A 21,441-nucleotide genomic window follows, 5' to 3' on the forward strand; every position below is an offset into this window, starting at 1 on the left:
TGCTATTTTAAACTATAAAAGTATCTCGGTCTTAGGCAAACTGACCTAAAAACAACATTATTCACAAGGCTTTTCATTAAAATCAATCTAAGCTTTTCAATAAATAAAAAGACTTACGGATTTAAGGCTGTGCTTAGTGGCGTTAAAGTTTAGCAGTTGCATTATACTCTGTCATATATAGATAAAATACATAGTAAATTGGAAAACTATTAATTAATTGGATTTGTTCTTAGATTTGATTAAAAATCGGCTTATTGTATATGAAAACACCTTCATATTGCTTTGACAGTTTTTTCTTTTTACTTACTCTTACCGCCACTAAGCACAGCTTAGCTGGTAGCGTATGTTGGGAACAGCGGTGAGAAGTACCCTTAGGAATCCTTTAAAGTTTTTTTATCGTTTATTAAACAGGCATTTGCTATTGCAAAATAAGGAAGACCTTATGATGAGAACGTTGTTTCTAAATTAGGTTAATAATATTTGTTTTTCAATCAGTTCTTGTTGTACACAGTTTTTTATTTCCCCTCTTTTTATTTTTTCAATCAGTTCGCATCTTTTATCCGAACCACTTTCACTTTGTTCTTTAAAATTTTCTCCAATTCTCACAAAATTGTACGGAATATATTTGATTTCTGATTCTATTTTTTTTGTTTTCCATTAACAAACTCAGTAAGTGATAAATTTCCAGATCTATCGTAGAGTTTCCAAATACCGTTTTCTTTTCCATTTGTAAAATTCCCAGTAGCCGTTTTTTTACCTGTTTCATTATGATAAAATTTCCATTCACCTTCTCTTTTTCCGTTTGAAAAATTCCCGATTCTTTGTAATTCCCCAGTTATATCACTATAAAACTTCCATTCACCTTCTTTTTTCCCATTCAAATAAATACCACTTGAACGAATATTTCCATTTTCGTCGTATAAATACCATTGACCAGATTCTTTATCATTTAAAAAACTCCCAATTGCATTTTTCTTCCCATTTTCATAAAAACTTTTAATTTCTCCTGTTCTTTTACCTTCAATGAAAGTGTAACTGCTATTGTATTTACCATTAGGGAAATAGTATTTCCATTTACCGATTTGTTTACCATTGGAAAAATTTCCAATAGAATTTAATTTTCCATTTTTATGATAAAATTTCCATTCACCGTGCTTTAGATTGTTTTTATAATTCCCAACGGCTTGCAAACTATCGTTTTCATAATAAAATTTCCATAATCCTTCTTTTTTGTTTTCTACCATTGTTCCCACGGAACGAAATTTTGAAATTTGCTCTGTGCTTGCATTTTGAGAAAAACTTGTATTAAAAATCAATATAATTGCAGAAAATCGAATGAATTCTTTTAAAAGCATAATCTTTTTATTTAAATAATTTAATCAATGAACTCGTTTAAACTTTTTCTATTTCCTAAAAAATGGCCGAAATTTACCCATATTTTGTTACTTTTCTTATGCGTAGCTCTGCTATGCCTTGCAAAAAGTGCCTCATCTGAATAAATTTCATCTCATTTTCGGTTAAAAACAAAAAGTTTAAACGAGTTCTATATTTCAAAAGCATGATTTTATATAAAATCAAAATTTTAGCCTATTCTTTTTATGATGTTACTAGAACTACGAACTTTTGCTTTTCAATATAAGTAAAAATGTCTAGCCCTGAAATATGGATACAGTAAAAAATAGATCATATTCGGTGTTTTTATAGTCTAAAGATAAGTGTAATCTTATTTTATTGTATGATTTTATTGCGATGTTTGATTAATCAAAAGTGTTAGGGAATTTGAAAGTGCATTGTGCGTTAAAATCAAAATTCTCCGTGAATAATTAACTGTGGTTTTTTCATAGATTCGGTTTTTATATTTTTCTTTATCCCTGTGGTTACTCATCACAAGGTCACTTTAAATAAAAAAGAACACATAACTATTTAAAGTTAGAAGGCTTATTTTGTTTTATGTACAAGCGTGTTTTACGATTTATCGAGTATAAATATGAGGCATTAAAGAGGTTAATGTGCCTCCTTTATTATTTTTAGCTTTTCTTTTTACAGGAATTTATAGGGTAAAAGAAATGAAAATGCAAAACGACGACTAATATTCATTATTTTTCAGCAATTACATTTTAGATTTTAATATTGGGAATAATAATTATAAATTGTTCCTAAAAATTCCTGTAAAATTAAAATACGAGCAATTCTATAAACCTAATTAACAATCATGTCTAATAACCAAGAAATGTCTTCTCAATCTAAAAACAACACACTAGTTCCAATAATTATTATTGCTGGATTATTTTTTATTTTCGGATTTGTTACATGGATAAACGGTGCATTAATTCCATTTATGAAAACCATAAACGAGCTAACCGATGCACAGTCTTATCTGGTAGCAACGGCATCTTATATTTCATTTGTTGTCATGGCATTACCAGCCTCATATATTATAAACAAAATTGGTTACAGAAAGGGCATGTCATTGGGGTTAATAATAATGGCGATTGGAGCCTTGGTTTTTATACCTGCTGCCGAAGCTAGAACCTATTGGATGTTTTTAACAGCGATTTTTATACAAGGAGCTGGGATGACTTTATTGCAAACAGCTTCAAATCCCTATATAACTATTTTAGGACCTATTGAAAGTGCAGCAAAACGTATTGCTATTATGGGAATTGCCAATAAAGTGGCAGGGGCATTAGGTTCTGTAATTTTTGGAGCGATTTTGCTATCTGGAATAGACGAGATTAAAGAAAAACTGAATCTTGTGGATGCTACTGAAAAAGCTAGCTTATTAAATACAATGGCAGATAGTGTCGTTACACCTTATGTAGTCATGGCCATTGTTTTGTTTTTACTAGGGGTTTTAATTAGAAAGGCGCCTCTACCACATGTTGAAGCGCAACCCATTGAAGCATCTGAAACTGGAGGAAAAGCAAAATCAAGTATTTTACAATTTCCTCATTTGTGGTTAGGTGTTTTAGCTTTGTTTGTTTATGTTGGTGTGGAGGTTATCGCCGGAGACACCATTATTGCTTATGGTATATCATTGGATATTCCTATAGAAAAAGCTAAATTTTTCACATTGTTTACATTAATGGCCATGGTGGCTACTTATGCTTTAGGGGTGTTTTTAATACCAAAATATATAAGTCAGGCTTTCGCTTTAAAAGCAAGTGCCGTTTTAGGAATTATACTGTCTTTTTGTATTGTGTTTTCTGATGGTTTTGCTTCAGTCCTTTTTGTGGCTGCATTAGGTATCGCTAATGCTCTTGTTTGGCCAGCTGTTTGGCCACTAGCTTTAACTGGATTAGGCAAATTTACTAAAACAGCTTCGGCATTACTCATTATGGCTATTTCGGGAGGCGCTATTCTTCCATTATTATATGGTGATTTAGTAGATAAAAAAAAGGAACATTTACTTGCTAATGGGATAAATGAAGTTTCTGCTACAGCAGATGCTGCATCTTTTGGTTATTGGATTTTATTGCCATGCTATGTCATTATTCTTTATTATGCATTGTTTGGACATAAAGTAGGACTTAAAAAAGCATAGGAATATTTTATGTGTATCCCGATAAAAGAAAATTGAATTTGTTGATATTTTAAGAGGGCTTACCATTGTCGCTATGAACTTGGTTAACCCTCCAGGAGATTGGAGCTATGTTTATTCTCCTTTATTGCATGCTGAATGGCATGGGTTAATGCTAACAGATTTAATATTCCCCTTCTTTTTATTTATAGTAGGAATTTCAATTGGTTATTTTTTTAAATTAATTTGATATATGCCTTTTTATGTTGTTTTGATCGTTTAAATTTGTAGAGATAAAAAAGTTATTTACTGCAATAAAAAAGACTAATAAGAGTTATTTAAGTGAGCTTTATAATGGTAATCAAAAACGTAAATTGATATACCAGGTTTTTTTGAAATAAGCAGTTAAAAAATGAAAGTTTTTGAGGCAAAATATACTCCATAATATTAATAATTATGGAGAAAGATTATACCCAAGCGGTATAGTTTTTAACTAACATGGGGGGTGCTAGTAAACATCCTCATTATGAACTAATCATACAATAAGTGGTTTCAAAAAGTATGAAGAGCAACGATATAATTTATCAAAGCTCATTTAGGAAATAAAAAAGTTAGTTTAATTAAAAAATGATAATGCTTAAAAATCTTTTAGTTGTCAGTATGTTGTTACTGGTATTAACTAGTTGTGACTCCAACGAAATTTATGTATCTCCACAAGGGAATCAAACTAGTCCAGGCACGAAATCGGATCCTTTATCTTTCGCAGCAGGAATAAATCATATTTCTAAACTATTAAAAGAGAAAGGGCTTCCTGAAGATGGTATAAAAATCAATGTATTAGGAGGTGTTTATCAATTTGATAGACCAATAGTATTGAGCGAAGAATTTAAAGGGACCAGAGAAGCACCAATAATTATTCAGGCAGTAGTAGGAGAAAATGTTTTGTTTGACGGAAGTATGCTAATTGCTCCAGAAAAATTTAATACAATCAAGAACAAGAAAAAAGCTCCATTAACTAAGTTGGCGATTGATAAAATAATGGTGGCAGACGGGTTTTTGACTTTGGAAGGAACAAGTTATGTAAAAGTGATTGGGTTATCCGTTAAAAACGTGGGAAGTGGTAGTGTTTATAAAATAACAGGAGATCATAATTTAATAGCATCAGCTAAAATATCAAATTCTACCGCAATAGGAGTTGATGTCTCAGGTAATAGTAATAGAGTAAAAGGATGTGATTTAATTGATTTGGATACTCATGTAAAATTGGATGGAGGCGTAAGATCTCCAAATGAAATTATACCAGGTTATAATGTTGTTGAAAATTGCCATATTTACCAAAAGAATTTCAAACACAAAAAAGTAAATATCATCTTAAAAGGTGTTGGTAATACCTTTAGAAATAATCTAATCCATAACTCATTAGGACAGTCTATGGTTGTAAAAGGTAATGATCATATTATTGAATATAATGAATTATTTAATATCGATCTTGATGAAGGAGATGGTGGAGCTATTTATTCTGGAGCAGATTTAGGAGGTTTTGGAAACATATATCGTTACAATTTTTTCCATCATCTAATACCTATTTCTGATAAAGTAGAATGTGCCGGTTTACACTTGGATGATGGTCAATCTGGGGCAACCTGTGTAGGTAATGTTTTTTATAAATCTGCTTCGAAAGGAATTTCTATGCATGGAGGGGCAGGTCATACTTTAAAAGAAAATGTTTTTTTAGAAGGAGATAGAGGTGCTTATTTTGCTACAAGTCTAGGAAATAAAATATTTCAAATTCAAAAAGAAATTAAAGCTGACCTTAATCATCCTCGCCGAGGAACTAAAGAAGATTATATAGGTAGAGTTGAGGCTTACACAGGTGAGAAAGGTTGGACTAAGTCTCCTTGGAAAGAAAAATACCCTCTTATGAATACCGTATTAAGTGATACCTTGGAATTTGGTCGCTTTTGGCCCATTCACTATACCATTGAAAATAATTTTTATTATAACAATCAAAAATCTTTCGATGAAATAATTGATTATCGTGTAGATTCTATAGTTGTAACAAAATCAAGTATAAAAAACAATGAATGTGTTTCTATTAATGATTTTGTGGATTATGAAAACATGGGCTTTAAGTTTAAAAATGAAGTGAAGTATCCGAATATCCCATTTGATGACATTGGATTATATATAGATGAATACAGAAGTCAAATGCCTAAAAAAGAGCATTATAGAAAAGCAATTAAACGTTTCTATAAAGGGATTTCGAATCGTGATTCAGAAACAAAAGAACGTTTTAATTCTGCTAAAATTGTAGAAGAATAAAAAGGGAAGTACAAAATATCGTTTTCAAGCAATAATAGCAGGCGGTTCCTAATAATTTATCAGAACAGTTACAAATTTCAATTATGGCTTTAGACTCTCAGAGGTTAGATGGACTCCTGTATCTGGTAAAGAAATGGTATAATACGCTTTTTGGGTGTGAATATATCTTTGAAACTCTACAAATAGAGAATTGCTAAACTCCAGTATTTTCCTATTATAAGAAATTTATAATGAGATTGTTGTGTTTTAGTTCGTTTTACCATTAAATTATATATATTTGCCATGTAAAATAAAAAGAGGAATTATTTTTATTTACAGTTGTTTTTTGTTTACAAGGGTTAATATATATAATCAGGTAAAAGATAAAAACCTGCATTTTGACGATGATTTATAGCGTTTCATGGATGTTATTTTATGAATAATAGCATCTTTTTTTTGTAACCTTACTTTTTTTAATACATTTGTGTCCCGATGACAGTACTAAATAAAAGAATATTAACCTCGATCTTATTTGTATTAATAAGCTTTGTGTGTGTTGCTCAAGATCCTCCTCCTCCTGGACCACCTCCTGCTCCTGGCTTTCTTCCTATAGACGGAGGCGTATTGCTTGGTGTGATTTTCGCTTTGTTTTATGGGGTTAGAAAATTAATGATTACTAATAAGAAATAATCATTATCGCTAATTCTCTTTATGTAAGTCTACTAGTTTAGCAACGTATTTTCCTAAAATATCAAATTCTAAATTTACAATAGTACCTGCTTTAAAGGTATTAAAATTAGTATGCTCATATGTGTACGGTATAATAGCTACACTAAAGCTGTCTTTTTTTGAATTTACTACGGTTAAACTAGTACCATTAATAGTTATAGACCCTTTTTCTATAGTAATATTATTAAGTGATGTATCGTAAGCAAAAGTAAATATCCAACTGCCATTTGCTTCTTCTATATTTGTACAAGTTGCCGTTTGGTCTACATGACCCTGTACAATATGCCCATCTAGTCTATCACCTAATTTCATGGCGCGCTCTAGGTTTACTTTATCATTAAGCTTCAAAGTGTTTAGGCTTGTTTTATCCAATGTTTCCTTTATAGCAGTAACCGTATATTCATCATTATCAATATTAACAACAGTTAAGCATACACCATTATGAGCAATGCTTTGATCAATCTTTAATTCAGTTGTTATATTACTTTTAATGGATATATGAAGGTTATCTAATTCTTCTTTTAAATTAGAAACAATGCCTATATCTTCAATAATTCCTGTAAACATATTATTCTCTGTTTATTTGGTTAAATTTGCCATGCCGAATGAAATTCAAAATTACAAACAAAAGTTGTTATTTTAATGATACAAAAAGAAAATATAATAGTAGGAATATCAATAGGAGATTTAAACGGTATTGGTGGAGAAATAGTTTTAAAAACATTTGAAGATGCAAGGATTTTAGATTTTTGTACACCGGTAATTTTTGCTTCAGCAAAAACCATGAATTTTTTTAAAACTCATTTTAAATCTGGTATTAATTTTCATAACATTAACAATATAAGTCAATTAACTACTGGTAAAGTTAATGTATTTAATTGTTGGAATGATCCTGTAAAGATTGAATTTGGAAAAGAAGATGTTACTATAGGTAGGTATGCTATAAAATCTTTAGAAGCAGCAACAAAAGCGCTAAAAGATAATGACGTTGATGTTTTAGTCACAGCACCAATAAATAAACACAATATTCAATCGGAAGACTTTAAATTCCCTGGACATACTGATTATTTAGCACAACAATTAGAAGGGGAAAGTTTAATGTTTATGGTAACGGAATCATTAAGAGTCGGGTTATTAACAGACCATGTGCCCGTAAAAGACATTGTTGAGCATATTTCCGAGGATTTGATTGTAAAAAAAATAAATACGGTTTATGATTCTCTTAAAAGAGATTTTAAAATAGGTAAACCTAAGATTGCAGTTTTAGGAATTAATCCGCATACTGGCGATAATGGTGTCATTGGTAGCGAAGATGATGCCGTTTTAAGACCAACGCTTAAAAAAATTAAAGACGAAGGGAAATTAGTGTATGGACCTTATGCGGCTGACAGCTTTTTTGGATCTGATAATTATAAAAATTTTGATGCAATAATTGCCACATATCACGATCAGGGTTTAATCCCTTTCAAAACATTATCTTTTGGTCAAGGTGTTAATTTTACAGCAGGGTTAAATAAAGTAAGAACTTCTCCAGATCATGGTACAGCTTATGAAATAGCTGGAAAAGGAAAGGCCGATTCAAGTTCTTTTAAAGAAGCCGTTTTTACAGCTTTGCAGATATACAAAAATAGATTTGATTATGAAGAACTTACCTCAAATCCATTGAAAAAAGCAAACAAATAGATATAAACAAAAAAATGTTTATAAGTCATGTTGCATAAATAAAAATTCATATATTTGCAGGCTCAAAATAGATGAGAGAATGAAGCCATTGAAAGCGTTTATAATTCCTTTTGTAGGGTTAAAAATAGGAAAGCATCTTTTTGAATACAAAATAGAACAAACGTTCTTTGAACATTTTGAGTATGAAGAGTTTAATGATGTGAACATCAACATCAATGTTGAGCTAGAAAAAAAGACAACATTACTTGAGTTACACTTTAAAGTTTCAGGGTGGGTTAATGTTAATTGCGACTTAACAAACGAACCATATAATCAATCTATAGAAAATGAGTTTGATTTAGTAGTGAATTTTGGAGATGAGTATAATGATGAGCATATTGATATTCTAATAGTACCTCATGGGACTTACGAAATTAATATACAACAATATATTTACGAATTGGTTGTACTTGCGGTACCTACCAAAAGAGTGCACCCAGGTGTTGAAGATGGAACATTACATTCAGACATACTTAAAAAATTAGAAGAATTAAGCCCAAAGCTTAAAGAAGATAAAGAAAAAGAGGATATAGATCCTCGTTGGAATACATTAAAGAAACTATTAACGGATAAATAAAGATAGAAAATGGCACATCCTAAGAGAAAAATCTCAAAAACAAGAAGAGATAAGAGAAGAACTCATTACAAAGCAACTGCGCCACAAATTGCTACATGTCCAACAACAGGTGAACCTCATTTATACCATAGAGCTCACTGGTTTGAAGGAAAATTGTATTACAGAGGTCAAGTATTAATTGACAACTCGGAAGTAGAAAACGTAGCATAAATAGTATGCATGCACATAATAAAACGCTCACATGTGAGCGTTTTTTTTTATGAAGTGTTTTTTCTAAGACAAAAACAATTAATTTGTGTGTTATTAAACTAAAATTTAGTAGTTTTCACCAAAATTTGAACGTTTTTGTCCAATTTTAATGATTTTTTGGTCGAATTAACTATAAAGTTATGAGTAAAATTTCAGCAGCAATTACAGCTGTAGGTGCGTATGTACCAGAATATGTGTTAACTAATCAAATTCTTGAGACCATGGTTGACACAAATGACGAGTGGATTACCTCTCGTACAGGAATTAAAGAACGTAGAATTCTTAAAGACGAAGGAAAAGGTACTTCTTATTTAGCCATCCAGGCTGCTCAAGACCTTATTAATAAAAAAGGTATCGATCCCAAAGATATAGAACTTATTATTGTTGCCACTGCAACACCAGATATGAAAGCAGCATCAACTGCGGCTTATACAGCATCTAATATTGGAGCTGTTAATGCTTTCTCGTTCGATATGGACGCGGCATGTTCTAGCTTTTTATTTGGAATGTCTGTAGCAGCGAGTTATATAGAATCTGGTAGGTATAAAAATGTATTGTTAATAGGAGCAGATAAAATGTCTTCCATTATTAATTATGAAGACAGAGCTACTTGTATCATTTTTGGTGATGGTGCCGGTGCTGTTTTATTTGAACCTAATGAGGAAAACTTGGGACTTCAAGATGAATATTTAAGAAGTGATGGTACAGGTAGGGAGTTTCTACAAGCCACTTATGGGGGTTCTTCATTTCCGTTAACGCCAGAATCTATGGAAAAAGGGGGACAATATGCTTTTCAAGAAGGAAGGACGGTGTTTAAGAATGCGGTGTTTAATATGGCAGATGCCACTGTTAAAATATTAGAACGTAATAACTTAACTAAAGATACTGTTTCCTGGCTAGCAGCGCATCAAGCAAATAAACGAATTATTGATGCTACTGCGCAACGTATAGAATTAGAAGAAGAAAAGGTAATGATGAATATAGAGAAGTATGGAAATACCACATCTGCTACTTTACCATTGCTTTTAAACGATTACGAATCGAAACTTAAAAAGGGAGATAATATAATATTTGCCGCTTTTGGAGGCGGATTTAATTGGGGGTCTATTTATTTAAAATGGGCATATAATTCAATAAACTAACCACTAACTAATTGCAAAAATTATGGATATAAAAGAGATTCAAAACTTAATCAAGTTTGTAGCCAAGTCTGGTGCAAGTGAGGTTAAATTAGAGATGGACGATATTAAAATCACCATAAAGACAGGATCAGAATCAGATACAACTATTGTACATCAGGTGCCTGCAACTCATATACCTCAAGCAGCTCCAATTGCTGCTCAACCTGTAGCAGCTGAAGCTACACCTAATAAAGCAAGCGAACCAGCCGCTACAGAAGATTCAAAATACATTACAATTAAGTCACCAATTATTGGTACTTTTTATAGAAAACCATCACCAGATAAACCTTTATTTGTTGAGGTTGGACAAACCATTGCTGAAGGAGATGTATTATGTATTATTGAAGCAATGAAACTTTTCAACGAAATTGAATCAGAAGTTTCAGGAAAAATTGTTAAAATATTAGTTGATGATTCTTCACCTGTAGAATTTGATCAGCCACTATTTTTAGTAGACCCATCATAACCTATTAAAAATTCCAATATACAAATCTCGAAATCCAATGTTTGGAATTTGGCGATTGGAATTTGTAATTTTTAATTCAACAAGTTATGTTCAAAAAAATATTAATAGCCAATAGAGGTGAAATAGCACTACGTGTTATAAGAACCTGTAAAGAGATGGGTATCAAAACGGTAGCTGTTTATTCAACTGCCGATGAGGAAAGTTTACATGTTAAATTTGCAGATGAAGCTGTTTGTATAGGGCCACCAGCAAGTAGTGAATCTTATTTAAAAATGTCTAATGTTATAGCGGCGGCAGAAATTACAAATGCTGATGCTATTCACCCAGGATATGGCTTTTTATCTGAAAATGCTAAGTTTTCAAAAATCTGTGAGGAACACGGTATAAAGTTTATAGGAGCCTCGCCAGAGATGATTGATAGGATGGGAGATAAAGCGAATGCTAAAGCGACCATGAAAGCTGCAGGTGTGCCATGTGTTCCAGGAAGTGATGGTATTATAGAGACCTTTGAAGATTGTGAAAAAATAGCTGTGGAAACAGGTTACCCAGTCATGTTAAAAGCATCTGCTGGTGGTGGTGGAAAAGGGATGCGTGCCGTATGGAAACCAGAAGATTTAAAAGACGCATGGGATTCTGCTAGACAAGAAAGTAAAGCGGCATTTGGAAATGACGATATGTATATGGAAAAGCTTATTGAAGAGCCTAGACATATCGAAATTCAGATTGTTGGAGATTCTAGAGGTAAAGCCTGTCACTTATCAGAAAGAGACTGTTCCGTACAACGTCGTCATCAAAAACTAACTGAGGAAACACCATCTCCCTTCATGACGAAAAAACTTCGTGATGATATGGGAACGGCAGCTGTTAGAGCTGCAGAATATATTAAATACGAAGGCGCAGGGACTGTAGAGTTTCTGGTAGACAAGCATCGTAATTTCTATTTTATGGAAATGAATACACGTATTCAGGTAGAGCATCCTATTACAGAACAAGTAATAGATTTCGATCTAATTCGTGAACAAATTTTGGTAGCTGCCGGGGTGCCAATTTCCGGAAAGAATTATACGCCTAAGTTACATTCTATAGAATGTCGTATTAATGCAGAGGATCCGTTTAATGGGTTTCGTCCATCACCAGGTGTTATTACAACGTTACATGCCCCAGGAGGTCACGGAGTACGTTTAGATACCCATGTTTATGCCGGTTATGCGATACCGCCTAATTACGATTCTATGATTGCCAAGTTAATTACAACAGCGCAAACGAGAGAAGAGGCTATTAATAAAATGAAGCGAGCTTTAGATGAGTTTGTAATAGAAGGTATTAAAACGACCATTCCATTTCATAGACAACTTATGGATCATCCAGATTATTTAGCTGGAAACTATACGACTAAGTTTATGGAAGACTTCGTAATAGAAAAAGAAATAACAGAAGAATAAATCATAAACTCCGAAAGCAATTTCGGAGTTTTTTTATGGGGTTTCTTTGTTCAAAACAAAAGCTAAGCTATTTTTATACCAAAGTGATTCAAAGTATTTCCACCCTTAGTATGAAAGCAGTAACTTCGTAAAATGGACTTATCTTATTGGGAAATTAAAAGCTGGTTAACTAATGTCGATTTTACCATTGTGGGTAGTGGTATTGTTGGATTAAACTGCGCTTTAAATTTAAAAGAGTGTTTTCCAAAAGCCAATATTCTGATACTGGAAAAAGGCATTTTGCCGCAAGGGGCAAGTACTAAAAATGCTGGTTTTGCTTGCTTTGGCAGCCTTAGTGAAATACTTGATGATTTAAAATCGCATACCGAAACAGACGTTATAGAACTCGTAAAAAAACGAGTGATTGGGTTGCAATTATTACGTAAAACGTTAGGAGACGAAACAATTAACTATAAAGGATTTGGAGGTTATGAGTTGTTTACAAAAGAAAATAGTTTATTAGAAGAATGTCTTTCAAAAAAAGGATACATCAACAAATTGCTTCAACCGATATTTAAGGAAGCTTTATTTAGTATAAAGCCCAATAGTTTTAAATTCCAGAATATAGAGAGTCAATATATTTTCAATCGATTTGAAGGACAAATTGATACGGGAAAAATGATGTTGTCATTAACAGAATTGGTGTTAAAAAAAGGAATAAAAATCCTTAATAATATAACTGTTGAAAGTTTTTTAGAAAATGTCAATATGGTAAAAATAAAAACCGATCAATTTGAGTTTTCAACGTCTAAATTATTAATCGCTACTAATGGTTTTGCATCGCAATTAATAGACGAAAATGTAAAACCAGCTCGTGCACAAGTGCTAATTACAAAGCCTATAAGAAACCTTCATATACAAGGAACTTTTAATTTAGATAAAGGCTACTATTATTTTAGAAATGTTGATGATAGGGTTTTGTTAGGGGGTGGTCGGCATCTTGATTTTAAAGAAGAAGAAACGATGGCGTTTAGCCAAACAGATTTAATTCAAAATAAATTGGAAACACTTTTAAAAACAATTATTTTACCAGAAACTAGTTTCGAAATTGATCATAGGTGGAGTGGTATTATGGGCTTAGGCGATCAGAAAAAGGCGGTTGTGAAACAGTTGTCAAATCATGTGTTTTGTGGTGTTCGCTTAGGAGGTATGGGAGTTGCTATTGGGAGTTTAGTTGGAAAGGAATTAGCAGATTTGGTTTCTGTGTAAAAAGTAATTTTAGAAAGCAAATCATTCAAGTTGATAAAGCGTTTATCCAAATTCATATTTAAAATTATACTGTGGTTCATTGTATTATCTATAGGGCTTGTTTTTCTATATAAATGGGTGCCTGTTCCTGCTACACCACTTATGATAATAAGATATTTTGAAACATCGGATGTTAAAAAAGAAACACTTTGGAAACATGATTGGGTGTCGATTGACAATATTTCCAAGAACTTACAATTAGCAGTTATTTGTAGTGAAGATCAAAACTTTTTAACTCATAAAGGATTTGATATAAAAGCTATTGAAAAAGCTTATGATAACAATAAAAGAGGCAAAAAATTAAAAGGAGCTAGTACGATAAGCCAGCAAACAGCAAAAAACGTTTTTTTATGGCCGCAACGTAGTTGGCTACGCAAAGGTTTAGAAGCTTATTTTACTTTTTTAATTGAATGGATGTGGTCTAAAGAACATATTATCGAGGTTTATTTAAATAGTATAGAAATGGGGCTTGGGGTTTATGGAGCAGAAGAAGCATCACAGTATTGGTTTAAAAAACCAGCAAGTAAATTATCACAATTAGAAGCAGCTGCCATTGCTGCTATTTTGCCAAACCCAAGGGTTTATATAGCAAGCCCAGCTTCAAATTACATTCAAGCCAGAAAGGTTTGGATTGTAAAACAAATGAATTATTTTGGACCACTAGATTATTCTAAGAAAGATGGAAAACGCCTTAAAGATTAAAGAAGATCTTTATTTGCAATGTTTGGATGTTATAAATAGAAGGTTTCAAACAGTGCAGAATACTATAAACGAAATTCAGGTTTCATTAACTTCAGAAACCAAAAGCAGTGCAGGCGATAAACATGAAACGGGACGTGCGATGCTACAGCTAGAACGCGAAAAAGCAGGAAATCAACTGGCAGAGATACAAAAAATCAAAGAAATTTTATTTAAAATAGATGTTTCAAAAACACTAAAAATAGTTGCTTTAGGAAGCATTGTCTACACCTCACAAGCTAATTATTTTATAGCTATTAGTGCAGGAGAACTAACTATTGATGGTGTTCAATTTTATGCTATTTCACCTAGTACTCCAATTGGACAGTTGTTAAAAGGGAAAACGGTTGGTGAAAAGATTGTTTTTAAAGGACAGAAGTTTACAATCAATCAGGTTGTTTAGACTTTAGTAGAGGTAATATAGAATTACTGGGTTCTTTTGAAATAATGGCCTCACCATTTTGTAGTTTTTGAATTTTCCAATTCATAATATTTAATTTTAAATGTTATGTAAGACATTGTTGCCTTACATAGCCTTCAAAATTTCTCAAAAGAATATTTCAATGAACAGATGCAGAGATATATAAATTCTTAAATATGGTTTACGAAGACAATTTTCCCACTTTCAAGTTGAGTATTATGCTCAAAGAATATAATCTCCCCATTTAAATCAGCCTCAATTAGATAATAGTGTCCTTTATAGTATGAATGCTTTACAATAGTTTTTAAATTGGATTTATCAACAACTTCTAGTTGATTAGCATAGCTGATTTTACCATCTATCTCATTAAATTCTTCAAAAAAAGAGGCTATAAGTTTGTTTTTAGGTTTGTTGTATAGTTTCTGAGGTGTATTTTTAGCCATGATTTTTGAATTATGAAGCACAATCATATTATCTGAGAAAGACAAGACATCATTTTTATCATGAGTGGCCACAATACAGGTAATGTTCTTTTCTTTTAAGTATTTGAATAAACTTCTACGTAAAGATTGTTTTTTAAAATTATCTATATGACTAAAAGGCTCGTCTAATAAAATTATTTCAGGTTGTTTTGCAATGGCTCTAGCTAGAGCTACGCGTTGTTTTTGTCCGCCGCTTAATTCTTTAACTTTTGTTTTTGCAAAAGACTTTAATTCTACAACATCTAATAGCTCGTTGATGCGTTCTTGTTTTTCTTCTGGGTAGAAATTAGATAGAAAGGCACCGATATTTTCAGAAACGGTAATAAAAGGCATTAAGTCGAATTCTTGGGCTACATATTTCATGAATTCTGGACCAATAATTAGATTATATTTAGGACCTAAAATTTCAAAATCGTTCCAAAAAATGTGTCCTTCGTGTAAATCGTAAGTGCCATAAAGTAATTTTAGAAGCGTACTTTTACCAGAACCACTTTCTCCTATAATAGAAAGGTGTTCTCCCGGTTTAACATTGAAACTAATGTTGTTTAAAACAGCCTGTTTTTTATAACGAAATGATATGTTTTTTACCTGAAGCATTACCTGTATCGAGGTGTAAAAATAGCATAAAAAATCTCCTTAGGTAAGATTGACGTTTTTGTTTATCGATTTTTAATAGTTAATGCTTATCCGCAATAGCAAACAATGTCTGGTTACTCTGTCATTTTTATACATAACTGTTTAGAATTATGTAGTCTTATTTTAGGACGGGGCATCTCAAATATTCATGTTTAACCAAATCATCTTTGTTCATTATTTGAATTTTTTCAGTTTCTTTTAAAATGAAATTTTTATCAGTTATTTCAAGAACATCATTGTAATAATGGTCAGTCAAAATTATACCTTTTGATTCTTTTAGTTTGATTAACAAATTTTTAATCACATCTTTATAAATTGGTTCAATCATTGAAAACGGCTCGTCTAGCATTAAGAATAGATGATTTAGGTTTCCTATAATCAGTAACTCAAGATAACGTAATTGTCCTAGAGATAGTTCCCCAACTTTTATTTTTTCAAAACTTGATACCTGTGGGGAATAGAAAATTTTGTCTTGGTCGTCTCCGTTTGGAAAGAATAAAGGAATTACTCCTCTTACTTTCTGTTCTTTTGGTAAGAAAGTACCTTGCGGTAGATATGCTATCTTTTTTGAAGAAATAACATCTTTTTGATGAATCGTTTCTGAATTTATTTTTATTTGAATTGAATCAGCTTTGACTGTTCCGAAGATTAGTTTTAACAAAGTTGATTTTCCAGTTCCATTGCGACCAAAAACTCCAATTATTTCGCCAGTTTTACATTCAAGACTAATATTTTTTAAAATGGATTTCTTTCCGTAAGACTTATTAAGGTTGGTTACTTTTAATAAATCCATCTATCTGAATATTATATAAATTAGAAATATTAAAGAAGAAATAGTCAGATTTAGAAACCACACTTTTTTTATTAGATTGGTTTTTGTAAATCCAAGATTATAATATGCATAGTATTCATTTTTTCTGAAAGTTTGAAAGCCTAAATAACCTATTAAAATTCCAAATGAAGAAAAAATAACTATACTCCAAAAAATACCAGATGTAAAACAAAAAACCAGAGAAAAAGGAATGTTGAACATATTAATATCCAAAAAGTATTTCCAAATAGCTTTACTGTACATTCTTTGTAATAAATTTCATTTTGGTTACGGATTTTATATTGTGACTAACAATGGAATAAATAACTAGTGTGTTTGTTTTTACTATATATACATCAAAAGATGTCTTTATCTAATACTTTTTAAAGATAGTTCCCACAAGTAAATAATCATAATTATTTTAAATAATAAATTAAAATGGTGGTGGGTTTTTGTGGTGGGTTTTTGCACTTAAATGCATACATTTGCATCATTATGCAGGTAAATGCAGCATAACTTAAATATTGTAAAATGCTTGTAAACACTGCGAAGTGTTGTGAATAAAGGTAATGGGGATGTAGCTCAGTTGGCTAGAGCGCTTGACTGGCAGCAAAAAACGGAGAAATCTTCAATTTCTTGTATCCCTTGTATATCAAGACTTTTCAGGGGCTAGTATAATTAAATATTGATGGTGGTGGAGTATGGTGGTGGGTTTTTTGGCTCAGTTCTTTGTTGTAAAAACTTTTATTTTAATATGACTTTATTGATTATGTTTTTTCTAGCTATTTCGAAAAAATAGCGTAATTTCGCTCCCCCAAAAATAAATCATGGAAAATAATATTCAACTAGACAAAGACCCAATAAGACCATTGTTTTTTAAATATTACATTCCCATCCTTACAAGTTTATTGTCTGTTACCATACTTCAAGTGATAGATGGTGTCATTCTTTCGCAGTATGTAGGTAAAGAAGGCGTAGCAGCCGTTGGGATGTTTGGAACTATAATTACCGTCTTCATTGCGTTTGGTCTAACACTGGTCATAGGTGGTGGTATTTTAATGGGAAAAAACTTTGGAGCTGGTAATTATTCCAAAGCGCAAGAGGTTTTTCAGTTTACAACTACGCTTGCGATATTATTTGGTCTTATAATAATAGTATTAACACCTTTTATAGCAAGTGATATTGTTTCTTTTTTAGTTGGTAGCACGGAAACTGAATTATTCAACAAGACCTTAGATTATATGTTTTGGGGATTCATATGGACTCCTATTTTTCTATTGAGGATGATTTTAGGAAACGCTATAAGCCACGATGGTGCTCCAAAAGTGACAAAGAATGCTACCGTTTTTGCTGTGGTTCTAAATATTTTATTAGACATATTACTAGTAATTGTATTCCCTTTTGGTACAGCAGGCGCTTCAATTGCCACTGGTATTTCTGTATTGTTATCAACATTTTATCTTGTTTATTATATTAATAGGGAGAAAGGACATTTAAAGATTAGAAATTATAAATTCACAGTAAAACTAGATGAATGGAGAGAGTTACTCAATTATGGAATTCCATCGTTTGTGTCTGAGATTTCTTTTTCCATTGGGTTGTTATTGATAAATATGAGGTTGGCTCAATTTGGAGCTGTTTTTGTTTCTGTTTTTGGTATAATTAATTACTTAAGTTTCATTTTTCTGAGACTATTTACTGCTGCCATGGTTTCTGCCTTGCCTATTATGTCTTTTAACATTGGTGCAAAACTACCAAACAGGGTGCTTGGTAGTTTTAAATTCACACTTAAGTTTACTTTCGTTGTCGGAATTGTAGTTGTGGCTTTAGGTCTTTTAATCCCTGAGTTTCTAGTGACAATATTTTCAGGTTCTGAAACAGAAGAGTTTAAAAAAATAGCCTCAAATGCATTAGGCTTATTTTTTCTTTTCTTCATAGTAGCTGGCCCTAATTATATTCTGGGTGCTTATCTTCAAAGCATTGGAAAATTGATTCCATCAATTATCTTAAACCTACTTAAAGGGAGTGTTTTGGTAGCTATACCTTTGTTTTTAATGCCTGAGTATTTAGATAATGACAAGGAATGGATATGGCTCTCACGTACTTTTTCAGAAGTAGGTGCTTTTATGTTGGTTGGTTTTTATATACTTAATCAACGTCAGTTCTTTTTTAGTGATAAGGCCATATTGAAGTAATTTTTATTCAATATTATTGTGCCAATCTAACAATTCTTGAGTGTCAATAATCGACCAAGAGTGTGGATGTCGCTTCCCATTTGTACGATATCCTTTATTTTGAGTAATAATTATTTCAGCTTTCTTATTGCCGTTATTATATAAGTAATTTATTAGTGCTGTACCAACATAAATATTTTCTTCAGAAAATTGGTTTCGGCATTTTTCTTTTATATACCACATTGGGGCTACTTCATGATAGTATCTTATAGGTATATTTAATAAGTATTTTGCATTTCCAAAATCAGGCTCAGTTATTGTTACGGCTGACGCTTTAATATAATTATCTCTATTTACTATAGGATTACCAAGCTCTTTATCATATTCGTTTTTGATAATTTCAGCTTCTTTTTTGCCAATTATCGATTTTGGAGCATCGCAAACTCTAACAATTTCTCTTTCACAATATTTGTAAAACTCTAAATAGTCAAGGTTAGCATCTCCTGAGAATATTCCTTTGGGAATTAACTTGGTGATTTGTCTCTCAATAACCGATTCTGCATATCTTAACCCTTCAGTAGCGCCTCTAGAAAACCCATCATATAATAGACTTTTTGAAGGAATATTGTTATTATCCAAAGCATGTGTAATACAAGCATCAACCATATCTATATTATTATGTGATTTAAAGAAATTAGTTTTCATAACTATCAATATTATTAATACACCATCTTTTTCAAACACTAAGGGAATATCTTTTACACCATTTCCACCATTATACCCGAAAAGAACCAGTAAACCTTTACAGTTAGTTGGGTTATTTAACTTTTTATATCGATAAGTTTTATTGTCTTCCTGAAATTCTACAGTTTGTCCTTGTAGCTGATGAATTGAAATTAATACAATTAGTATTATTAGTAATTGTTTCATGGTTATTCTATTTAGTCTTTTAATATTAAAATCTATTTTTAATTGAGATATTGCCTTACTAATCTTGATACACTTTAATTTCAATTCCTTTTAGTTATTGATACAGAACATATCTTGGCGGTACAAGCCCATTTAATCTCAAATAAACTAGCATTTGACCCCTATGATGAGTTATGTGGTCAGTTAGTAATAATAATATTTGTTGCTTTGACCTATTCAATCCGAAATAATCTAGCTTATCATCAAATTGAGAAGTGTCAAATTCTTCAATAAACTCAATGGTTTTATCAAATGTGTTATTAATTATTGTAAGCATTTCTTCTTTGGGTTTATTGTCAACGTCAAAATTAGTCTCTTTTTCATAGTCTCTTGGGTCTCGTCCTCCTAATAAAGTCTGGCAATGCCAATCCATTGCCCCTCCAATATGCATTAAATTTTCTGCAAAGCTCATTGATTCGGGTGTTGCTTTAAAGCTATACTTTTCCTCTGTCATTGTTTCTGCTACAAGGAGTAAATACTTTCGAGAATTTTCCAATCGCTCTAAATAATCTTTTATAAATTTATTCTGTTGTGCCAACAAAGATGACGTTATAGAACTAACTAGAATAACGGTAGTAATAATAAGGATTCGTTTCATAATATTAAAGTTTAGTTTGTATTGAAATTTAGATAGCCATAATTTCTGTAAAAGAACATAAACTAAAAAAAATTATTGGAGGTATGAGGTAGGATTAAGGGACTAGTACCCGTATTAATTTTTGAATTTAGCAATTAATTCAGCCCTATTTGAAACGTTAAGTTTGTTATAAATATTGGTAATATGAGTTTTAACGGTACTTAAACTAATGAATAAGTTGTCAGCAATATCCTTATTGCTTTTCCCTTCAAGTATGAGCTTTTTAACATTTAATTCCTGTTTACTTAATTCTTGATTTTCTTTCTTTGTTTTAGTCATTTTCAATGAAAAAAGATATACTGCTGATATTAATAATAAGAATCCAAGAATAAAATTAATCAACTTACTAATAGAATATTTATTTTCAGTAGTTTTTAAATGGTAAAATACCAACTCCTTTTCTAAAAAGTCATATTCACTTGCATCAATTTCACTTAGTTTCAATTCCCCAAGTAGACTTGTGTAATATTTTGGGTTAAGAGAAATATCTTTTTCAAGCAGATTTTTGTTTTTGAGTTCTTTAACACCTATTAGTTTTATTGCTAAAATTTTAAGGGAGTCCTTAGCGTAGTTTCTGATTTCGTTTAAATATATAGTTTGGTTCTTTGATTTAGCATCTTGCTTTTCTATGAATTTTTTAAACTTTTGCCATTCTTTATCGATAGAATTGGTATTTGTATATACTGAAAAAGAGGTGTCGCTTTTTTGAAAAATTAAAGAATCATTATTTGATAAAATAAAACTCTTGGCAACTTTCTTTTTATTATTTATGAAAAGAGTATATAATTTGTCTTCGTTTGAAAGTTCATAATTAATATTAAAAAATCCATTCTTGTCTACTTGAGTACTGGCAATAATATTTGGTTCTTCAGATAGGTTAGTATTTTTTGTAGACAAAAAAACCTGTTGTTTATCTGTTAAACTGTCACTGGACGTTATATATCCAGATATATTTGTTTGAGCCTTAGCTTCAATGCATATTAAGGTTAAGAATATAAAAACAAGAATTTTATTCATTTAGTACCTTGATTACAGTTTTGCGACTTATTAAGGATAAATACTTATTTTAAGCATCCATGTTCAAATTTAAAGAAATATC

21 protein-coding genes and 1 tRNA gene are annotated in these 21,441 nt (G+C 31.4%); 15 read left to right on the forward strand and 7 right to left on the reverse strand.

Annotated elements, in window-relative coordinates; all coding sequences use genetic code 11:
• Positions 1-638 precede the first annotated feature (638 nt).
• Complete coding sequence (locus EM932_RS11665; protein WP_135877373.1) at positions 639-1,355, reverse strand: toxin-antitoxin system YwqK family antitoxin; 717 nt, start codon at positions 1,353-1,355, stop codon at positions 639-641.
• 857 nt (positions 1,356-2,212) lie between these two features.
• On the opposite strand from EM932_RS11665, the gene EM932_RS11670 reads away from it, so the two are divergent.
• From EM932_RS11670 to EM932_RS11685, 4 genes are all read left to right on the forward strand, one after another.
• A complete protein-coding gene (locus tag EM932_RS11670; protein ID WP_135877374.1) occupies positions 2,213-3,544 on the forward strand; it encodes a sugar MFS transporter in 1,332 nt (443 codons plus the stop codon).
• Between the two features lie 31 nt (positions 3,545-3,575).
• Positions 3,576-3,770 (forward strand): heparan-alpha-glucosaminide N-acetyltransferase domain-containing protein, encoded by a 195-nt coding sequence (locus tag EM932_RS11675; RefSeq protein ID WP_262709948.1) that lies wholly within the window; start codon positions 3,576-3,578, stop codon positions 3,768-3,770.
• Between the two features lie 383 nt (positions 3,771-4,153).
• On the forward strand, positions 4,154-5,842 hold the full coding sequence (locus EM932_RS11680; protein WP_170179781.1) for a right-handed parallel beta-helix repeat-containing protein: 1,689 nt from the start codon (positions 4,154-4,156) through the stop codon (positions 5,840-5,842).
• 471 nt (positions 5,843-6,313) lie between these two features.
• Entirely contained in the window at positions 6,314-6,511 is a 198-nt protein-coding gene (locus tag EM932_RS11685) for a PID-CTERM protein-sorting domain-containing protein (RefSeq protein ID WP_135877377.1), read from the forward strand.
• A 9-nt stretch (positions 6,512-6,520) separates the two neighbouring features.
• On the opposite strand, the gene EM932_RS11690 is transcribed toward EM932_RS11685, so the two are convergent.
• Entirely contained in the window at positions 6,521-7,117 is a 597-nt protein-coding gene (locus EM932_RS11690) for a riboflavin synthase (RefSeq protein ID WP_135877378.1), read from the reverse strand.
• Between the two features lie 75 nt (positions 7,118-7,192).
• On the opposite strand from EM932_RS11690, the gene pdxA reads away from it, so the two are divergent.
• The 9 genes from pdxA (at position 7,193) to EM932_RS11735 (ending at position 14,615) form a co-directional block, all read left to right on the forward strand.
• Positions 7,193-8,233, forward strand: coding sequence for a 4-hydroxythreonine-4-phosphate dehydrogenase PdxA (gene pdxA / locus EM932_RS11695; RefSeq protein ID WP_135877379.1), 1,041 nt, complete (start codon positions 7,193-7,195; stop codon positions 8,231-8,233).
• 79 nt (positions 8,234-8,312) lie between these two features.
• A complete protein-coding gene (locus tag EM932_RS11700; protein WP_135877380.1) occupies positions 8,313-8,849 on the forward strand; it encodes a YceD family protein in 537 nt (178 codons plus the stop codon).
• Positions 8,850-8,858: 9 nt separating this feature from the next.
• Positions 8,859-9,059 carry a 50S ribosomal protein L32 gene (gene rpmF, locus EM932_RS11705; protein ID WP_135877381.1) on the forward strand — a complete coding sequence of 67 codons (201 nt, stop codon included), beginning with the start codon at positions 8,859-8,861 and terminating at the stop codon, positions 9,057-9,059.
• 179 nt (positions 9,060-9,238) lie between these two features.
• Positions 9,239-10,240: a beta-ketoacyl-ACP synthase III gene (locus EM932_RS11710; protein WP_135877382.1), complete on the forward strand. Its 1,002-nt coding sequence runs from the start codon at positions 9,239-9,241 to the stop codon at positions 10,238-10,240.
• Between the two features lie 22 nt (positions 10,241-10,262).
• Positions 10,263-10,745: an acetyl-CoA carboxylase biotin carboxyl carrier protein gene (gene accB, locus EM932_RS11715; protein WP_135877383.1), complete on the forward strand. Its 483-nt coding sequence runs from the start codon at positions 10,263-10,265 to the stop codon at positions 10,743-10,745.
• Positions 10,746-10,831: 86 nt separating this feature from the next.
• On the forward strand, positions 10,832-12,187 hold the full coding sequence (gene accC / locus EM932_RS11720) for an acetyl-CoA carboxylase biotin carboxylase subunit (RefSeq protein ID WP_135877384.1): 1,356 nt from the start codon (positions 10,832-10,834) through the stop codon (positions 12,185-12,187).
• 132 nt (positions 12,188-12,319) lie between these two features.
• The gene (locus EM932_RS11725) at positions 12,320-13,435 is read left to right on the forward strand and encodes an NAD(P)/FAD-dependent oxidoreductase (RefSeq protein ID WP_135877385.1); all 1,116 of its coding nucleotides are present in this window, start codon (positions 12,320-12,322) and stop codon (positions 13,433-13,435) included.
• Positions 13,436-13,465: 30 nt separating this feature from the next.
• A complete protein-coding gene (gene mtgA / locus EM932_RS11730; protein ID WP_135877386.1) occupies positions 13,466-14,176 on the forward strand; it encodes a monofunctional biosynthetic peptidoglycan transglycosylase in 711 nt (236 codons plus the stop codon).
• A complete protein-coding gene (locus EM932_RS11735) occupies positions 14,154-14,615 on the forward strand; it encodes a 3-oxoacyl-ACP synthase (RefSeq protein WP_135877387.1) in 462 nt (153 codons plus the stop codon). Before mtgA ends, EM932_RS11735 begins: the two co-directional genes overlap by 23 nt.
• Positions 14,616-14,803: 188 nt before the next feature.
• Here the strand turns inward: EM932_RS11735 and EM932_RS11740 are convergent, their stop codons facing one another.
• Positions 14,804-15,712 (reverse strand): ABC transporter ATP-binding protein, encoded by a 909-nt coding sequence (locus tag EM932_RS11740; protein ID WP_135877388.1) that lies wholly within the window; start codon positions 15,710-15,712, stop codon positions 14,804-14,806.
• Positions 15,713-15,869: 157 nt separating this feature from the next.
• Positions 15,870-16,544 carry an ATP-binding cassette domain-containing protein gene (locus tag EM932_RS11745; RefSeq protein WP_135877389.1) on the reverse strand — a complete coding sequence of 225 codons (675 nt, stop codon included), beginning with the start codon at positions 16,542-16,544 and terminating at the stop codon, positions 15,870-15,872.
• Between the two features lie 589 nt (positions 16,545-17,133).
• Between EM932_RS11745 and EM932_RS20785 the strand changes: the two genes are divergently transcribed.
• Both EM932_RS20785 and EM932_RS11750 read left to right on the forward strand, forming a co-directional pair.
• Positions 17,134-17,209: transfer RNA gene (locus tag EM932_RS20785), tRNA-OTHER, on the forward strand.
• 180 nt (positions 17,210-17,389) lie between these two features.
• Positions 17,390-18,757 carry an MATE family efflux transporter gene (locus tag EM932_RS11750; RefSeq protein WP_135877390.1) on the forward strand — a complete coding sequence of 456 codons (1,368 nt, stop codon included), beginning with the start codon at positions 17,390-17,392 and terminating at the stop codon, positions 18,755-18,757.
• Positions 18,758-18,760: 3 nt separating this feature from the next.
• On the opposite strand, the gene EM932_RS11755 is transcribed toward EM932_RS11750, so the two are convergent.
• The 3 genes from EM932_RS11755 to EM932_RS11765 all read right to left on the reverse strand — a co-directional run bounded on the left by EM932_RS11755 (position 18,761) and on the right by EM932_RS11765 (position 21,359).
• Positions 18,761-19,666 carry a hypothetical protein gene (locus tag EM932_RS11755; protein ID WP_135877391.1) on the reverse strand — a complete coding sequence of 302 codons (906 nt, stop codon included), beginning with the start codon at positions 19,664-19,666 and terminating at the stop codon, positions 18,761-18,763.
• A gap of 94 nt (positions 19,667-19,760) precedes the next feature.
• Positions 19,761-20,303 carry a DinB family protein gene (locus EM932_RS11760; RefSeq protein ID WP_135877392.1) on the reverse strand — a complete coding sequence of 181 codons (543 nt, stop codon included), beginning with the start codon at positions 20,301-20,303 and terminating at the stop codon, positions 19,761-19,763.
• Positions 20,304-20,417: 114 nt separating this feature from the next.
• Entirely contained in the window at positions 20,418-21,359 is a 942-nt protein-coding gene (locus tag EM932_RS11765; RefSeq protein WP_135877393.1) for a response regulator transcription factor, read from the reverse strand.
• Between the last annotated feature and the right edge of the window lie 82 nt (positions 21,360-21,441).

The organism is Flavivirga rizhaonensis (genome assembly GCF_004791695.1).
Lineage (GTDB): Bacteria > Bacteroidota > Bacteroidia > Flavobacteriales > Flavobacteriaceae > Flavivirga > Flavivirga rizhaonensis.

Excerpts from the sequence above, each read along its gene's own strand:
- EM932_RS11665 (WP_135877373.1), bottom strand. The coding sequence starts at position 1,355 with ATGCTTTTAAAAGAATTCATTCGATTTTCTGCAATTATATTGATTTTT.
- EM932_RS11670 (WP_135877374.1), top strand. The coding sequence starts at position 2,213 with ATGTCTAATAACCAAGAAATGTCTTCTCAATCTAAAAACAACACACTA.
- EM932_RS11680 (WP_170179781.1), top strand. The coding sequence starts at position 4,154 with ATGCTTAAAAATCTTTTAGTTGTCAGTATGTTGTTACTGGTATTAACT.
- EM932_RS11685 (WP_135877377.1), top strand. The coding sequence starts at position 6,314 with ATGACAGTACTAAATAAAAGAATATTAACCTCGATCTTATTTGTATTA.
- EM932_RS11690 (WP_135877378.1), bottom strand. The coding sequence starts at position 7,117 with ATGTTTACAGGAATTATTGAAGATATAGGCATTGTTTCTAATTTAAAA.
- pdxA (WP_135877379.1), top strand. The coding sequence starts at position 7,193 with ATGATACAAAAAGAAAATATAATAGTAGGAATATCAATAGGAGATTTA.
- EM932_RS11700 (WP_135877380.1), top strand. The coding sequence starts at position 8,313 with ATGAAGCCATTGAAAGCGTTTATAATTCCTTTTGTAGGGTTAAAAATA.
- rpmF (WP_135877381.1), top strand. The coding sequence starts at position 8,859 with ATGGCACATCCTAAGAGAAAAATCTCAAAAACAAGAAGAGATAAGAGA.
- EM932_RS11710 (WP_135877382.1), top strand. The coding sequence starts at position 9,239 with ATGAGTAAAATTTCAGCAGCAATTACAGCTGTAGGTGCGTATGTACCA.
- accB (WP_135877383.1), top strand. The coding sequence starts at position 10,263 with ATGGATATAAAAGAGATTCAAAACTTAATCAAGTTTGTAGCCAAGTCT.
- accC (WP_135877384.1), top strand. The coding sequence starts at position 10,832 with ATGTTCAAAAAAATATTAATAGCCAATAGAGGTGAAATAGCACTACGT.
- EM932_RS11725 (WP_135877385.1), top strand. The coding sequence starts at position 12,320 with ATGGACTTATCTTATTGGGAAATTAAAAGCTGGTTAACTAATGTCGAT.
- EM932_RS11735 (WP_135877387.1), top strand. The coding sequence starts at position 14,154 with ATGGAAAACGCCTTAAAGATTAAAGAAGATCTTTATTTGCAATGTTTG.
- EM932_RS11740 (WP_135877388.1), bottom strand. The coding sequence starts at position 15,712 with ATGCTTCAGGTAAAAAACATATCATTTCGTTATAAAAAACAGGCTGTT.
- EM932_RS11745 (WP_135877389.1), bottom strand. The coding sequence starts at position 16,544 with ATGGATTTATTAAAAGTAACCAACCTTAATAAGTCTTACGGAAAGAAA.
- EM932_RS11750 (WP_135877390.1), top strand. The coding sequence starts at position 17,390 with ATGGAAAATAATATTCAACTAGACAAAGACCCAATAAGACCATTGTTT.
- EM932_RS11755 (WP_135877391.1), bottom strand. The coding sequence starts at position 19,666 with ATGAAACAATTACTAATAATACTAATTGTATTAATTTCAATTCATCAG.
- EM932_RS11760 (WP_135877392.1), bottom strand. The coding sequence starts at position 20,303 with ATGAAACGAATCCTTATTATTACTACCGTTATTCTAGTTAGTTCTATA.
- EM932_RS11765 (WP_135877393.1), bottom strand. The coding sequence starts at position 21,359 with ATGAATAAAATTCTTGTTTTTATATTCTTAACCTTAATATGCATTGAA.